The sequence below is a fragment of the Corynebacterium kroppenstedtii DSM 44385 genome, assembly GCF_000023145.1.
Lineage (GTDB): Bacteria > Actinomycetota > Actinomycetes > Mycobacteriales > Mycobacteriaceae > Corynebacterium > Corynebacterium kroppenstedtii.
The window spans coordinates 1005096-1020654 of the sequence record NC_012704.1; the positions used below are offsets into that span (position 1 = coordinate 1005096).

The window sequence follows — 15559 nt, forward strand, 5'->3', positions numbered from 1 at the left end:
GTGTGTTGCCTTTTTGTTGTTGTTTGTTGTAGGGGCGCACGGTGGATGCCTGGGCACATTACGCCGATGAAGGACGTGGAAGGCCGCGATAGTCCTCGGGGAGTTGTCAATCAAGCGTTGATCCGAGGGTGTCCGAATGGGGTAACCTTGCCGTAGTTGTGTGCGGTGACCTGCTGGTGAATGTATAGCCGGTGTGGGGGTGACGCGGGGAAGTGAAACATCTTAGTACCTGTAGGAAGAGAAAATAATAATGATTCTGCGAGTAGTGGCGAGCGAAAGTGGATGATGGCTAAACCATATGCGTGTGATACTTGCTAGGGGTTGCGTGTGTGGTGTTGTGGGGCCGTGGTGTTGGGTGGCTAGTGACGCCCTCCTGCGTGTGGTGTGTTAGCGGAAGTGGTTTGGAATGGCCTGCCGTAGACGGTGAGAGTCCGGTACGTGAAAACACATGGTGCGTGGGGTGCTGTGGTGCCCGAGTAGCAGTGGGCTCGTGGAATCTGCTGTGAATCTGCCGGGACCACCCGGTAAGCCTGAATACGTGATGTGACCGATAGTGGATAGTACCGTGAGGGAATGGTGAAAAGTACCCCGGGAGGGGAGTGAAAGAGTTCTTGAAACCGTGTGCCTACAAGCCGTCAGAGCCTCCTTGTGGGGTGATGGCGTGCCTTTTGAAGAATGAGCCTGCGAGTCAGCGGCGCGTCGCGAGGTTAACCCGTGTGGGGTAGTCGTAGGGAAACCGAGTCCTAATGAGGGCGTGTTAGTGGCGTGTCCTGGACCCGAAGCGGGGTGATCTACCCATGGCCAGTGTGAAGCATCGGTAAGACGTTGTGGAGGCGCGAACCCACGTAGGTTGAAAACTGCGGGGATGAGTTGTGGGTAGGGGTGAAAGGCCAATCAAACTCCGTGATAGCTGGTTCTCCCCGAAATGCATTTAGGTGCAGCGTTGCGTGTTTCTTGTTGGAGGTAGAGCGACTGGATGGTTTAGCGGGACTATCATCTTAGCGACATCAGCCAAACTCCGAATGCCAGCAAGGTGAGAGCGTGGCAGTGAGACTGCGGGGGATAAGCTCCGTGGGTCGAGAGGGAAACAGCCCAGATCGCCGGCTAAGGCCCCTAAGTGTGTACTAAGTGGAAAAGGATGTGGGATCGCGAAGACAACCAGGAGGTTGGCTTAGAAGCAGCCATCCTTGAAAGAGTGCGTAATAGCTCACTGGTCGAGTGGTTGTGCGCCGACAATGTAGTGGGGCTTAAGTGCACCGCCGAAGCCGCGGAAACCATGCTTTTGTGTGTGGTTTGGTAGGGGAGCGTTGTGTGCTCGTGGAAGCTGCCAGGTGACTGGTGGTGGAGGGTATGCGAGTGAGAATGCAGGCATGAGTAGCGAATGACAAGTGAGAATCTTGTCCGCCGGATGACTAAGGGTTCCTGGGTTAAGCTTTTCTTCCCAGGGTGAGTCGGGGCCTAAGGCGAGGCCGTCAGGCGTAGTCGATGGATAACGGGTTGATATTCCCGTACCCGTGCATGCGCGCCCATGGTGAATCAGTGATACTAACCGCCCTGAAGCACGTGCAATGATCTTTTGGGTTGTTGTGTGTGTGGATGCGTGGGGCCTGATCTGGTAGTAGTCAAGTGATGGGGTGACGCAGTGTGGTAGCCGAGCCACTTATTGGATTGTGGTGTAAGCGTGTAGCCCGGCATCTAGGTAAATCCGGATGCTGTTGTGGGTGAGGCGTGATGCGTACCCGTTGTGGGGATGTTGGTGATCCATTGCTGTCGAGAAAAGCCTCTAGCGATGTGTGTGTGCGGCCCGTACCCGAAACCGACACAGGTGGTCAGGTAGAGAATACTAAGGCGACGGGTGAACTGTGGTTAAGGAATTCGGCAAAATGCCCCCGTAACTTCGGGAGAAGGGGGACCACTGCTGGTGACAGACTGGTTGAGCTGGTGGTGGTCGCAGAGAGTAGAGGGAAGCGACTGTTTACTAAAAACACAGGTCCGTGCGAAGACGTGAAGTCGAGGTATACGGACTGACGCCTGCCCGGTGCTGGAAGGTTAAGAGGACCTGTTAGGCCACGTTGTGGTCGAAGCGGAGAATTTAAGCCCCAGTAAACGGCGGTGGTAACTATAACCATCCTAAGGTAGCGAAATTCCTTGTCGGGTAAGTTCCGACCTGCACGAATGGCGTAACGACTTCTCTGCTGTCTCAACCACAGGCCCGGCGAAATTGCAGTACGAGTAAAGATGCTCGTTACGCGCGGCAGGACGAAAAGACCCCGGGACCTTCACTATAGCTTGGTATTGGTGTTTGGTTCGGTTTGTGTAGGATAGGTGGGAGACTGTGAAGCGGCCACGCTAGTGGTGGTGGAGTCGTTGGTGAAATACCACTCTGATCGTATTGAGCATCTCAACCTCGGCCCATGATCTGGGTTAGGGACAGTGCCTGGTGGGTAGTTTAACTGGGGCGGTTGCCTCCTAAATGGTAACGGAGGCGCCCAAAGGTTCCCTCAGCCTGGTTGGCAATCAGGTGGTGAGTGTAAGTGCATAAGGGAGCTTGACTGTGAGACTGACGGGTCGAGCAGGAACGAAAGTTGGGACTAGTGATCCGGCACTGGCTTGTGGATGCGGTGTCGCTCAACGGATAAAAGGTACCCCGGGGATAACAGGCTGATCTTCCCCAAGAGTCCATATCGACGGGATGGTTTGGCACCTCGATGTCGGCTCGTCGCATCCTGGGGCTGGAGTAGGTCCCAAGGGTTGGGCTGTTCGCCCATTAAAGCGGCACGCGAGCTGGGTTTAGAACGTCGTGAGACAGTTCGGTCTCTATCCGCCGCGCGCGTGGAAACTTGAGAAAGGCTGTCCCTAGTACGAGAGGACCGGGACGGACGTACCTCTGGTGTGCCAGTTGTTCTGCCTGGGGCAGGGCTGGTTGGCTACGTACGGGAGGGATAACCGCTGAAAGCATCTAAGCGGGAAGCCTGTTTCATGATGAGGTTTCTTTTGAGGTTCCCCAGAGATGATGGGGTTGATAGGCCGGATCTGTAAGCATTGTGAGGTGTTGAGGTGACCGGTACTAATTGACCGAACTAAACAACAACAAAGTCTTGTGGCGGAATACGATGGTTTGTTGGTTGCTTGCGTCTGCTGTTTGGTGTCTTGTGCAGCACACCACCCGGTGTTGGGTGTGTGTTGTCCCTATAGGTTGTGTTGGTGGTTAGTGCGGTGGGGTCACGCCCGGTCCCTTTCCGAACCCGGAAGCTAAGCCTGCCTGCGCCGATGGTACTGCACCTGGGAGGGTGTGGGAGAGTAGGTCGCCGCCAACCGTAACGTAGTTAATTTAATATGTTGTGTGTGTTTGTGTGTGGTGCGGCCCGAACCCGGTGGGGGTGGGCCACACCACACACCTTTTTATGCATGCGCACACCCGAAAAACAGGTGAAGCATTCAAGAAAACCGGGGGAATAGAGTTTTCTAGCCATTCAGGGCATATTGATTCCGCATAGACCCCAACGTGATTCCGTCCACCATCCGTTCCGCTGAAAGTACTCCTTTAACCTCTGCTATTATCTTTTCGGTTAACCCATCGCTGTCATCGGTGCTTCAGCACATCAAAAACAATGACGACACATGTTTTACAAAAATCTGTTAAGAAGTGAGCAGTACTATGAACGAATCCGAATCAAATAAACGCCACAGTGGGTCTGCTGCCAACCGGAAACACGGTTCTAATGGATTCAGCGGTGGCGGCAATCGCGGAAAGCGCTACGACAAGTCCGGTTCTAGCGACAGGAAGCACCGCGGCAATAATCGCGACTTTAATAAAAAGAACTCCCACCGCGGCAACAATCATAAGGCGAATTACGCGTCAGGACGTTCCGGTCCGAAGAAGAGTGGTTACCGGGAAGAGCGGTCTAAGAAGCACCTCAATGAACCGTCACTTCCACCCGATATTTCTGAACGCGATTTAGATCCGACCGTCCGGCAGGACCTCCGCAGCCTTTCGAAACAAAATGCCGAGGTCGTGGCGAAACACATGGTAGCCAGTGCCTTAGCCATGGAAGAGGATCCCGAGCTCGCTCTTAAGCACGCTCGCGCAGCGAAAGATCGGGCAGGTCGAGTGTCCATCGCCCGTGAGACCTGTGGCATTGCGGCTTACCATGCCGGCCAATGGAAAGAGGCCCTTTCAGAGCTCCGGGCGGCACGCCGAATCTCCGGGGGACCGGGCCTACTCGCCGTCATGGCCGACTGCGAACGCGGACTAGGACACCCCGAGAAAGCCATCTCCCTTGGCACGTCGGACCAGGCGAAGCTCCTTGACTCAAACTCAGCTGAGGAACTCGCGATCGTCGTGGCTGGTGCCCGTCGAGACTTAGAGCAATACGACGCAGCCGTCGTCGGGCTTGAACAAGAGAATCTCGATGAGAAGCGGAAAGATGAGGAAGCTCCGCGGTTGTTCTACGCTTACGCCGATTCGCTAGCTGCTGCAGGGAGAACTGCAGAAGCGAAGGCGTGGTTCCAAAAGACAATCGATCATGATCCCGACGAGCTTCTTGACGCAAAAGAACGCTTAGCTGAGCTCAATTAAGATAAACACACCGTACGGTGTCGTTATGTATTGATCCCTACGGATGATATCCAGTAAGGAAGATTTGATGGCCGCCTCAAGCAATCACAGCGCTGGTACGTCTGGCGAGCGTTTGATCGACCGCACCGACGCGTTACTCCTCGATCTCGACGGAACCGTGTACCACGGTGCACGACCAATCCCGGAAGCAGTATCGGCCCTTAACAAGGCTCACTCCCACGTTGGTTTGAAGTACATAACGAACAATGCTTCTCGATCACCCAGCGCCGTTGCCGAGGCTCTGCAGGAGATGGGTATTCCCGCCTCTGAGGACGAAGTCTTAACCTCCGCGCAAGCTGGAGTAACGCTGCTGACCAGCAAAATTCCCGCAGGCTCGCGCGTCATCGTATTGGGATCAGACTCGCTCAAAGAACTCGTCAACGAAGCCGGGTTTAGCGTCGTCACGTCGGCCGACGATCAACCAGCTGCTGTGATCCAAGGCCACGCGACGACGACAGGCTGGCCGCAAATGTCAGAAGCTGCACTGGCAATTAATAACGGTGCGGTCTACGTGGCGACGAATATGGACACCACGTTGCCTACCGAGCGTGGCTTGACCGTCGGAAATGGGTCGATGATTGCTGCGGTTACCACGGCAACGGGAGTGACCCCTGATTCTGCCGGAAAACCAGCCGGTGACATGTTTACCCAGGCGGCGGAAGAGCTCCATTCTGATCGTCCCTTGGCTGTGGGCGACCGCCTCAACACTGACATTGCCGGAGGTGTCGCGGCCGGAATCCCATCTTTGATGGTCATTACCGGGATATCAGGGCACACAGACCTTCTGGCTGCGGATCCTGCTGAGCGACCCACATATATCGCCACCGATATGATGGCCTTGTTCGACCCGATTGATCGGTCGACACCTGGGCCGAAGCAAGGATGGAAAGCAGAGCTGACGTCGGATGGCGTTCTGCAACTGTCGTCCGTTGAGGGCGAGGTTCCTGAGGACTCGTCCGAAGAATCCCTGGGTGGTGCGGATTCATCTCAGCAAGCTCGCTTTTCTGATCGACGCTCCCATGACGCCTTGCTGACCGCGATTGCTGCAGCATGGGAAGACGGAGCTCCCGCCGTGACACAGGTGACAGCGACCGATTCGACTGCGCAAAGCGTGATCGATACATGGCGATAACCCCCGGTGACGTCGAACGTCTCAGGCAGGAACGCCTGGCTGAAGCGAACAAATCGCTCGAGGAATTAAGCGCCGAATTATCAGCGCATATGTACGAAATCCTCGATGGAGACCCCTCTGAACTCTCTGCAGAAGCTGATCGCCTCGAGAAGGCTCATGACCTTCTTCATCAGGCCTTGGAGGATTCCCGTGACTAAGCAGCCTAGTCGACGTCGCCTCGACGCTGAGTTAGTAAACCGTAAAGTTGCGCGATCACGCGACCAGGCCGTTGAGATGATTCGCAGTGGCCGCGTCATGGTTAATGGATTTCAAGCCACTAAGCCAGCAACCCGAGTTGAACCGGGTATATCCATCAAAGTGGAGAAAAGCGTCGACGATAATTGGGCATCGCGTGGGGCTCACAAACTCCTTGGAGCGTGTGATGCTTTTGAGCCCGAGGGCCTGTCATTCGAGGGACGTCGGGTATTAGACGCGGGAGCCTCAACAGGAGGGTTTACCGACGTTTGTCTTAAGCGCGGAGCTCGCGAAGTCGTCGCTGTCGACGTCGGTTATGGGCAACTAATCTGGCGCCTACAAAATGATGAACGGGTCCGCGTAGTAGACAGGACGAATGTACGGCACCTGACCCCGGAGCTGACAGGAGGGCCATGTGACCTGATGGTGGGGGACCTGTCGTTTATCTCTCTGAAATTGGTTCTCCCGGCGATCGTTGAGTGCATGGGTGAGGGAGCAGATCTCCTACCCATGGTGAAGCCGCAGTTTGAGGTAGGAAAAGACCGTTTAGAGCACGGCGGTGTGGTCCGCTCGGAAAGCCTGCGGACGAGCGCGATTGTGAACGTTGCGCAGTATGCTCAAACTCTCGGGCTGTCGCTTCGTGACGTGGTCGCCTCGCCTCTGCCGGGGCCCAGCGGCAATGTGGAGTATTTTTTATGGCTTGTTAAGGATGGTGGGGTCCGGGCCGTAGAACCCGGTAAACTTGAATCCATGGTGTCGGCAGCAGTGCAGGAAGGACCTCAATGACGGAGAAGAATCGGGAAATTCTGCTTGTTGCAAACACAGGGCGGGATTCAAACTTGGCAGCGGCAGCAGAAGCTGCTGAATATCTGAAGGACGCAGGACTGACCGTATGGGTCCTCGCCAGTGAGTCGTCGGACCCCATTACGAAGCACCCGGTCCTCGGCACATTTCCGATTTTTCGATCCGGAGAAGTTGATACGGCTCGGATTGAGTTAGTACTCGTCCTCGGGGGCGACGGAACCTTCTTACGTGCCGCCGATATTGCTCATGCTGCCGATCTACCCGTCTTGGGGATCAACCTTGGCCACGTCGGTTTCTTGGCTGAATGGGAGCAGGAGTCCCTCCCCGAGGCGCTTCAGCTCGTCATCAATCACAGCTGGCGTGTGGAAGACCGTATGACGCTCTCGGTCAGTGTTCACGGTCCCGACGGGCGAAACCTCGGCCGTGGCTGGGCCCTTAACGAAGTGGCCGTTGAGAACGTGGATAGACAAGGCGTGCTCGATGCAGTGTTGGAAGTCGATCAACGCCCTGTGAGTTCCTTCGGATGCGACGGAGTGTTGGTTTCTACTCCCACCGGATCCACCGCATATGCGTTCTCAGCTGGAGGCCCTGTTCTATGGCCATCGCTGGACGCCATCCTTGTTGTTCCGAATAACGCCCACGCACTGTTCGCAAGGCCTTTGGTGGTAAGCCCCTTCTCCGAGGTCGCCATAGAGACGAACACATCAACGCAGTCGGCGACGGCGAACCTGGATGGGATCAGAAGAATCCCTATCCCGCCCGGATCCAGGGTGGAAGTGCGCCGCGGCGATCAACCTGTCAGGTGGGTCAGGCTAGACGCGGCACCTTTTACGGACCGTCTAGTGTCGAAGTTTCGTCTGCCTGTGTCCGGGTGGCGGGGGCCCAAAAAGTAGCACACGAGCCTCGGTCGGCAGAGCTGGGAGACGGTGCGGATGTCGAAGGAACTTTCGGTCGGTAGGCACGTGTATGAAAGGGGAAACTAGTGCTCGTTGAACTCAGCATTGAGAACCTGGGAGTTTTGCCTAGCGCTACCGCATCATGGGCCCCCGGCCTTACTGTTCTCACCGGTGAGACCGGCGCAGGTAAAACCTTTTTGCTGTCGGGCCTGAAACTCATTCAGGGGGCACGAGCTGATTCGTCGCGGGTCAGGGAAGGCCAGTCCCAAGCATTCGTCGAAGGGATCTTTGACTTTTCAGAGATCGACGAAGCTGACCGTGCTGCCATCACGGATGAAATTGAAAACGTCGGCGGGGATACCGAAAACAACGAAGTCGTCGTGTCCCGATCAGTCTCGTCGAAAGGTCGATCACGTGCCCACGTCGGCGGACGGACCGTCACTGCAGGACGACTGGCAGCTGTGGTGGATAATTTGCTAGTTATCCATGGTCAAAATGATCAATTGCGTTTATTGTCGACGGATCAGCAGCGGGATGCCCTCGATTCGTTTGACCCCGAGATTGCGGCCATTAAGTCGCGCTACCAAGTGTTGAGGGACCAGTGGCGGTCAGTGACGCGAGAGCTCACTCGGCGTCAACAGCATCGTCGAGAAATGGCTCAGGAAGAAGATCGGCTCCGATTCGCCCTGGACGAGATTGAGGCCGTGAGTCCCACGCCGCATGAAGACGAGTTACTCGTCGACAAGGTTAAACGACTCCAGGATGTTGATTCACTCCGAGACTCCGCGGGGAGAGCTTTTCAGGCGCTGAGTTCCGACGATACCGAGGAAACGTCATCGGCTATCGACCTCTTGGGTCAAGCGCAATCAGCGTTGGCATCCAGCGGTGATTCGCAGCTGGTTAACCTGGGAACGCAAATTCACAACCTGCTTGAACAGGTAGGCGACATTTCATCCGACCTCAGCAGATATTTGGGCGGACTCTCATCTGACCCGGGTGAACTCGATGCTGCACTTCAACGTCAGGCACAGCTAAATGAGCTGACGAGAAAATATGCCGCGAACATTGACGCGGTCCTGGAATGGCGTGACAACGCCTACAAGCGGTTGGAAAGCCTCGATACCTCCACCGAAACCATCGAAAAGTTAGCCAAGGAAGCAGAAGAAGCAGGGACAAAGACCCGCGAGATCGCTGAAAAACTAACCGCTGCTCGCCGACGTGCCGCACGGAAACTTGAACAAGCGGTCACGGAAGAAATGAGGGGCTTGGCGATGCCGACGTCGTCACTGGACATCGCAGTGACAACAAATACCGTCTTCCGAAAAAATGGGACCGATGAAGTCGAATTCCGACTGCGATCTTATGACGGCGCTGAACCCCGTCCACTGACACAGGCGGCTTCGGGGGGTGAACTATCCCGAATCATGCTCGCGCTTGAAGTTGTCCTGTCCGCTGAACGACGCGGCACAACGATCGTCTTCGACGAAGTTGACGCCGGCGTGGGAGGACGCGCCGGGGTGGAGATTGGTCGGCGTCTTATGCGGCTATCACGACAGTGCCAGGTGATTGTTGTTACGCACCTGCCACAGGTAGCGGCTTTCGCCGATCAACACCTCGTTGTCACGAAAAGCGTCGATGCCTCTGTGGCGGCGACGTCGGGCGTCAAAACCCTAGAGGAGAGCGAGCGCGTTGAAGAGCTTGCACGGATGCTTGCCGGTTTGGACCACACCGATACTGGACGCGCACATGCCGAGGAATTGTTGGCCACCGCAGCCCGCGAACGCTCGCAGGCGTAAGAAGCGCCCGTGAGAAACGTCGGATTTATAGTCCCCGTACCAGCAGATATCTGACCGAGATGACTCTTTAGTCGGCGCGCCTCTGTGCATAACGGTTGGTAATCAGGAATGATGGCTCCCATGAAACTGTTCTCTCGGTCGCAGTCGGATCTGCCGGGGCTCAACGCCACGGTTCGAGATATCGCTCACTCCTCCAAAGAGCTGCGCAAGCTTGCTGAAGGCGATATTGCCATCATTGATGGGCCCGAAATCCCTCGAGGCCTGGCCCAGCGCCTTATCAACATGCATGTTTCCGCAGTCGCGACAGAGGTAGAGACAGAGCAGGGGAGTATCCCTCGCTTCGGCCCCCAGATGCTTATCGATGCGGGCGTTGTTTTTATCGACGGCATTGGCTCCGATGGGCGGCAGGCTCTTCAATCTGGGAAGAAATATCGCCTCGACGAAGGCACTTTTTACCGAGGAGATGACGAAGTCGCTCGAGGTAAGGAAATTACTCTCGACCGAGCCGTAGCGGTCTTTGAGGATTCGCGTGAACAGCTCGCGGATCACATGGAAGCGTTATCCGGCAATGTGACGGAATTCGTGCGTTCCGAATCGCCGCTTTTTATCGACGGCTTAGGCATCCCAGATGTTGATGTCCCCATCCAAGACCGAAAAGTTATCGTCGTCAGCCCGTCTGCCGACGTCGAGTCGCAGCTTAAAGACTTGCGCTCGTTCATTCGTGAATACGATCCGCTGCTTATCGGTGTGGAAAATGCAGCTGACGTCCTGGTGGACAAGGGATACAAGCCGTCGATCATCGTGGGCGATCCTGAGCTCATTAACGATCGAGCGTTGCGCTCCGGGGCAACGGTGATTCTGCCCGCCGATCCTGACGGGCACGCTGCAGGCTTGGAGCGAATCCAGGACTTGGGCATCGGCGCGATGACCTTCCCAGCGGCCACCGACTCAGCCACGGATTTGGCGTTGCTCATCGCTAGCTATCATGGCGCGTCACTCGTCGTTAATTGTGGTTCACCCTTTGATATTGAGACGTTGTTTGATGAGAATCAGCGGGATGCTGCTCCGTCAGCGTTGCTGACTCGTGCGCGAGTCGGTACCCGGTTGGTCGATGCCTCCGCCGTGAATGAGCTTTATCTGGTGCGGTCGTCGGGCTTGGGATGGGTGTGGGCGGTCATCGCCATTATTATCGCCCTGGTCACCATTATTCTTATTTCGGGGTTGTCAGGCGATGATTCATTTATCAACAACCTGATAGATACGTGGAACAGTTTCGCGATTAGTGTTCAGAATCTGTTCAAGTAAGGCAGTTTTACAGCCATAGGAGCACAGTTTGTCTCACAATCGATCAGGCATTGCAGTTGCTGGCGCGGCGTGCGGAATTGCGCTGGGAACCGTCTTCGGCGTGTATGTTTTAGGCCCGCACTCGGGCGCGAGCAGCCACATCACCCGGCACAATGTTGATACCGAGCGCAAGGTCGACTCAGTCACCGCGGAACGCAACCAAGCTAATAAGAGTGTTCAGGCGGCCGACCAACTCGGGGTGACGCTTGCCCCAGATGCGGTCAAAGGGCGGTTGCAGGATAAGGCTGTGCTGATCATCACCACGCCTGACGTCAACAAAGATGATGTGAAGGCTGTCAATGGCCTCATTGAACCCGCAGGTGCCCACGTCGCTGGCACTATTGGGCTGAAAGACAAATTTGTTTCTCGCGACGGCGGTGATGACCTCAAGTCCATTGCCGCGACGACACTACCGGCAGGTATCCAACTGTCCGAGAGAAATTCGTCACCCGGCTGGCATATCGGGCAACTGATGGGCGGCGCCTTCTTGAAGAAGAGTGAAGGCGGAGATAATGCTCAAGAGCAATCGACAGGCCCGGAGAGAAAAATAGTCAGGGATTCACTAACTCAGGGAGATTTCCTGACTGCCGACGGCCTGGATGAACCGGCCGACGTGGCTATTCTCATCACCGGAGGTTCTGACGGCAAAAAGGGAAACAATGATTATGTAGCAGGCTTCCTCCGTGATTTCACTGAAGGCCTTGGCCACAACGGGTCTGGTGTCGTTGCCGCGTCCCGTCCCGGCGCGGCCGAAGACAACGGGGTTATTGCTCGACTGCGCGATTCCCACGATGGGCAAGAGAACTCCCAAGCCAAAATCTCCACCGTCGATGACATTAACCACGTCACGGGGCAGGTCAGTGCAATTCGTGCCTCAGCTGACGTCATCACAGGAAAAACTGGCTCTTACGGAATTATGGACGGCGCAACGGCGGCCGTCGCGCAGTAAAGCCTCTTCTTGGTCTGGGTCCCCGCGGCTGTGGTTGGTTGTGTACCGCAAAATGACGACAGTGAAAGTGACGATGGTGAAAGTTTCGTGTTAGGCTGAAGTCCCGAGGGATTGTGGATATCTACCGATAATTGCCACTTTGACCGATGGATTTTCCGTTAACCGGCGATCTCTACGAAGCCAGTTGCGGTTGTCCAGCATTGATCACTGTCCATCATCGATCCTCGGGAGAGCATAGTGTCGCAACCGCGCGCCGAGCATGTCACCAAATTTGTATTCGTCACCGGCGGTGTTGCCTCATCGCTGGGTAAAGGATTGACAGCATCCTCATTAGGTCAACTGCTGACGGCACGTGGCCTGAAAGTCACCATGCAGAAGCTTGATCCCTACTTGAATGTGGATCCGGGAACAATGAACCCGTTCCAGCATGGGGAAGTCTTTGTGACCGACGATGGTGCGGAAACCGACCTTGACCTAGGACACTACGAGCGTTTCTTAAACCGCAACCTGTCAGGGAACGCAAATGTGACCACTGGGCAGGTCTATTCCGAGGTCATTGCCAAGGAGCGCCGCGGAGAATACCTCGGGGATACCGTGCAGGTTATTCCCCACATTACGGATGAAATCAAGCATCGCATTTTGACGATGGATCGTCCGGATGAAAATGGCGTTCGCCCCGATATCGTTATTACGGAGATCGGCGGAACTGTCGGTGACATCGAATCCCAGCCTTTCCTTGAAGCCGCACGTCAGACACGGCACGACGTGGGACGAGAGAACATTTTCTTCATCCATGTCTCCCTTGTTCCGTATCTTGCTCCGTCAGGCGAGTTGAAGACCAAACCGACTCAGCATTCAGTGGCCGCTTTGCGATCGATCGGTATCGTTCCAGATGCGCTGGTCCTCCGGTGTGATCGTGAAGTTCCGGAGCCACTCAAGGCAAAGATCGCTTTGATGTGCGACGTTGATCAGGAAGGTGTTATTTCCTGTGCCGACGCCGACTCCATCTACGAGATTCCCAAGGTTTTGCACCGCGAGCACCTGGATGCGTTCCTCATTCGTCGGCTGGATTTGCCGTTCCGCGATGTTGACTGGGAAGAGTGGGACTCGTTGCTTCGGAAAGTCCACGAGCCGGAGCATGAATTGACCGTGGCTTTGGTGGGCAAGTACATCGATCTTCCCGACGCGTATCTCAGCGTGACAGAAGCTATCCGCGCTGGCGGATTTGCGAATAATGCTCGTGCCCGCGTGAAGTGGGTCCCCTCGGATTTGTGCCAGACCGAGGAAGGCGCAGAAAAAGAGCTTGGAAACGTGGACGCCATCGTCGTTCCGGGTGGCTTCGGCATTCGTGGAATTGAAGGCAAGATCGGCGCGGTCCGCTACGCACGGACGCATCGCGTTCCGTTCTTGGGTCTGTGCTTGGGCTTGCAGTGCATGGTGATTGAGGCTGCGCGCGCCGCGGGAATTACCGACGCGTCCTCAACCGAGTTCGATCCTCAGACGACGGAGCCCGTGGTCTCGACGATGGCCGAGCAGATGGCTGCTGTCTCCGGAGAAGCGGATCTTGGTGGGACCATGCGTTTGGGTGCTTATCCTGCTGTGTTGGACAAGGGTTCGGTGGTGGCTGAGGCCTACCAGACGCTAGAGGTCTCGGAGCGTCACCGTCACCGCTATGAGATCAACAATGCGTACCGTCAGCGGATTACCGATGGCGTTGGACTGAAGTTCTCTGGTACTTCTCCCGATGGAAAACTTGTTGAGTTTATTGAGTATCCGGACCATCCATACATGGTCGCGACGCAGGCTCACCCGGAATATAAGTCCCGTCCGACAAAAGCTCACCCATTGTTCACTGCCCTGGTTAAAGCTGGGTTGAAGCACAAGAATGATGAGGAAAAGTAGTCACGGTAAGTGAGGAGGACTAGCCACGAATCCGTCAGACAACACACCTGATACCGGCTCATTAGATGAGGGCGCGAACCCGTCGGCTCAGAGTCGCCCGGGGTCGTATGACTTCACGGTAGAGAAATCTACGTATTTGCTCGACAAACCGATTATTGCGGTTCGGCAAGATACTGTCTCCATGCCGGGTGGATCATCCGCGCGACGTGAAATCGTCGAGCACTTTGGTGCTGTCGCTGTGGTGGCTTTCGACGGGGAACGCGTGAAGCTGATCCACCAATATCGGCATAGCGTGGGCCGACGGCTATGGGAATTGCCTGCCGGACTCTTGGACGCTGCAGGTGAAGACCCCCTTCAGGCTGCGTCCCGTGAACTGCAGGAAGAAGTGGGCCTCGCCGCTGAGCGTTGGGACCTGTTGTCGGATCTTGTGTCGTCGCCCGGATTCTGTGAAGAGGCCGTCCGCATATATCTTGCGCGGGATCTTAGCGACGTTGATCGCCCAGAATCGGATGATGAAGAGGCTGACTTGACGTCGACGTGGGTGGATCTGGATACTGCCGTTTCTCAGATCATGGATAGAACCATTTGCAATGCTATCGCGACATCCGGAATCTTGATGGCTGCGCAGGTGATACGAAACGATGTTTCCCCACGTAGTGTCGACGAACCCTATGCTTTGCGCCCGTATCGATTGGCTGAGCGCCGCGAAGCACAGTTGCGTGAAGCAGGGAAATCGACTGCGGATCTCAAGGTGACGGTGACAGATAAACTACCTGGAGACACTCACCATGAGTGAGCGCGTCTCACACATGTAGTTGAGTTCTCTGTGCACAACGAAGTGTGAGGTTATGTCTTCTATGTCGAGTTCAGGGCCGCTTACCCCGTCTGCGGATGAGCCTCGCGAGGGGCAGCATTCGGGAGCGGACGCGTCCCACATGGTGGCTGCTTATATCGATCACCTCGCAGTGGAAAAGAACGCCAGCCCGAATACGTTGTCGAATTACCAACGTGATTTGAATAAATATGTTGCGTGGCTGGATCAGCATGATCTCAACATCGATAGCGTCGATGAGCCCGATATCGAGCAATTTATTGCGGATTTACGACGAGGGGACTCGACGTTGGGGTGGTCGCCTCTGGCAGCATCGTCTGCTGCCCGTGCAACCGTCGCCGTTCGTTCTCTGCATCGGTTTTCCCACGAGGAAGGGCAACTAGCTCGGGACGTCGCCGCGGGAGTAACTGTTCTGCGTTCCGGTCAATCGTTGCCTCATGCTCTGACTGTGGAACAGGTCAATCGGCTCATTGAGGCGTGCCCGGTGAATGAGTCGAGTAATCCGATTGCTCTTCGCGACCGTGCCGTTATTGAACTTCTGTATGGCACGGGAATGCGAATTAGCGAGGCCCTTAATCTCGACATCGATTCGATTGATCGAAATCACGCGTATGTCCGTGTTGTGGGAAAGGGGAGGAAGGAACGACTCGTTCCGATCGGTGCGCCGGCGCTTCACGCTATTGATGCGTGGCTAGTCCGTGGTCGCCCCTCGATGGTCAAGCGGAGCGATAAAGCGTTATTTCTGAATGCTCGGGGTAACCGCTTGGGCCGGCAATCGGTATGGAAGTTTCTCCACGCGGCAGCGGAACGGTGTGGGCTCGGCGATTCGGTGGGGCCTCACACGTTGCGCCACTCGTATGCGACTCACCTTCTTCAAGGTGGCGCCGATATTAGGGCGGTTCAGGAACTCTTGGGGCACGCAAGCGTGACGACGACGCAGATTTACACCGCCGTATCTATTGATAATCTTCGGGAAGTGTATGCGACGTCTCATCCACGGGCATAAGTCGGCAGTGGAATAGTCTCGACCTTGACTCTACGTATGTTCGTCG

11 protein-coding genes and 2 rRNA genes are annotated in these 15559 nt (G+C 55.7%); all 13 read left to right on the forward strand.

Translation table 11 applies throughout. The features are described from left to right. Nucleotides 1-17: 17 nt before the first annotated feature. Nucleotides 18-3092 (forward strand): 23S ribosomal RNA (locus tag CKROP_RS04155). 108 nt (nt 3093-3200) lie between these two features. Beyond that, nucleotides 3201-3317: ribosomal RNA gene (gene rrf / locus CKROP_RS04160) — 5S ribosomal RNA — on the forward strand. Between the two features lie 341 nt (nt 3318-3658). Next, nucleotides 3659-4579, forward strand: a complete 921-nt coding sequence (locus tag CKROP_RS04165; RefSeq protein WP_012731488.1) for a tetratricopeptide repeat protein — start codon at nt 3659-3661, stop codon at nt 4577-4579. A gap of 67 nt (nt 4580-4646) precedes the next feature. Further along, nucleotides 4647-5750, forward strand: a complete 1104-nt coding sequence (locus CKROP_RS04170) for an HAD-IIA family hydrolase (RefSeq protein ID WP_012731489.1) — start codon at nt 4647-4649, stop codon at nt 5748-5750. Further along, nucleotides 5741-5947 (forward strand): hypothetical protein, encoded by a 207-nt coding sequence (locus tag CKROP_RS11310; RefSeq protein ID WP_012731490.1) that lies wholly within the window; start codon nt 5741-5743, stop codon nt 5945-5947. The genes CKROP_RS04170 and CKROP_RS11310 overlap by 10 nt, the downstream gene beginning before the upstream one ends. Next, complete coding sequence (locus CKROP_RS04180; protein ID WP_052292463.1) at nt 5907-6770, forward strand: TlyA family RNA methyltransferase; 864 nt, start codon at nt 5907-5909, stop codon at nt 6768-6770. Before CKROP_RS11310 ends, CKROP_RS04180 begins: the two co-directional genes overlap by 41 nt. Beyond that, a complete protein-coding gene (locus CKROP_RS04185; protein ID WP_012731492.1) occupies nt 6767-7681 on the forward strand; it encodes an NAD kinase in 915 nt (304 codons plus the stop codon). Before CKROP_RS04180 ends, CKROP_RS04185 begins: the two co-directional genes overlap by 4 nt. A gap of 89 nt (nt 7682-7770) precedes the next feature. After that, the gene (gene recN, locus CKROP_RS04190; RefSeq protein ID WP_012731493.1) at nt 7771-9480 is read left to right on the forward strand and encodes a DNA repair protein RecN; all 1710 of its coding nucleotides are present in this window, start codon (nt 7771-7773) and stop codon (nt 9478-9480) included. A gap of 111 nt (nt 9481-9591) precedes the next feature. Further along, entirely contained in the window at nt 9592-10785 is a 1194-nt protein-coding gene (gene steA, locus CKROP_RS04195; protein WP_041628802.1) for a putative cytokinetic ring protein SteA, read from the forward strand. A gap of 28 nt (nt 10786-10813) precedes the next feature. Further along, entirely contained in the window at nt 10814-11773 is a 960-nt protein-coding gene (locus tag CKROP_RS04200) for a copper transporter (RefSeq protein ID WP_012731495.1), read from the forward strand. Between the two features lie 237 nt (nt 11774-12010). Further along, nucleotides 12011-13675, forward strand: a complete 1665-nt coding sequence (gene pyrG, locus CKROP_RS04205; RefSeq protein WP_012731496.1) for a CTP synthase — start codon at nt 12011-12013, stop codon at nt 13673-13675. 136 nt (nt 13676-13811) lie between these two features. Then, nucleotides 13812-14471, forward strand: coding sequence for an NUDIX domain-containing protein (locus tag CKROP_RS04210; RefSeq protein ID WP_052292356.1), 660 nt, complete (start codon nt 13812-13814; stop codon nt 14469-14471). 61 nt (nt 14472-14532) lie between these two features. Next, a complete protein-coding gene (locus tag CKROP_RS04215) occupies nt 14533-15513 on the forward strand; it encodes a site-specific tyrosine recombinase XerD (RefSeq protein ID WP_012731498.1) in 981 nt (326 codons plus the stop codon). The last annotated feature ends 46 nt before the right edge of the window (nt 15514-15559 follow it).

Excerpts from the sequence above, each read along its gene's own strand:
- CKROP_RS04215 (WP_012731498.1), top strand. The coding sequence starts at position 14,533 with ATGTCGAGTTCAGGGCCGCTTACCCCGTCTGCGGATGAGCCTCGCGAG.
- CKROP_RS04170 (WP_012731489.1), top strand. The coding sequence starts at position 4,647 with ATGGCCGCCTCAAGCAATCACAGCGCTGGTACGTCTGGCGAGCGTTTG.
- CKROP_RS04165 (WP_012731488.1), top strand. The coding sequence starts at position 3,659 with ATGAACGAATCCGAATCAAATAAACGCCACAGTGGGTCTGCTGCCAAC.
- CKROP_RS04180 (WP_052292463.1), top strand. The coding sequence starts at position 5,907 with ATGACCTTCTTCATCAGGCCTTGGAGGATTCCCGTGACTAAGCAGCCT.
- steA (WP_041628802.1), top strand. The coding sequence starts at position 9,592 with ATGGCTCCCATGAAACTGTTCTCTCGGTCGCAGTCGGATCTGCCGGGG.
- CKROP_RS11310 (WP_012731490.1), top strand. The coding sequence starts at position 5,741 with ATGGCGATAACCCCCGGTGACGTCGAACGTCTCAGGCAGGAACGCCTG.
- CKROP_RS04185 (WP_012731492.1), top strand. The coding sequence starts at position 6,767 with ATGACGGAGAAGAATCGGGAAATTCTGCTTGTTGCAAACACAGGGCGG.